At 61.9% G+C, this 278-nt stretch carries 1 protein-coding gene; it reads left to right on the top strand.

Translation table 11 applies throughout. The annotated features are described in order from the left end of the window. Window positions 1–278, top strand: a 278-nt coding sequence (locus MN204_RS20550; protein WP_249872914.1) for a YbiU family protein, incomplete at both ends; no start/stop codon positions are given.

Below are 278 nucleotides of genomic sequence, written 5' to 3'. Positions count from 1 at the left end.
GGTATCGGAGCGCTGGCATCCGGAATTAATTGCCGGCCTGTGTTCGATCCCGGCGCTGCAGGCGGGCGATTCGGTGTGGTGGCACTGCGATGTGATTCATGCGGTGGCACCGGTAGAAAATCAGCAGGGCTGGGGCAACGTGATGTACATTCCTGCCGCGCCGATGTGCGATAAAAACGCCGACTATGCGCAGCAGGTGGCGCAGGCGCTGGCGACCGGTGTCTCGCCGGGCGATTTCCCCAAAGAGGATTACGAAGCCAGCTGGCGCGGCCGTTTTA

This window comes from Oceanobacillus saliphilus (assembly GCF_023522835.1).
Taxonomy (GTDB): Bacteria; Bacillota; Bacilli; order Bacillales; family Amphibacillaceae; genus Oceanobacillus; species Oceanobacillus saliphilus.
This window is presented reverse-complemented; position numbering and strand designations above follow the sequence as displayed.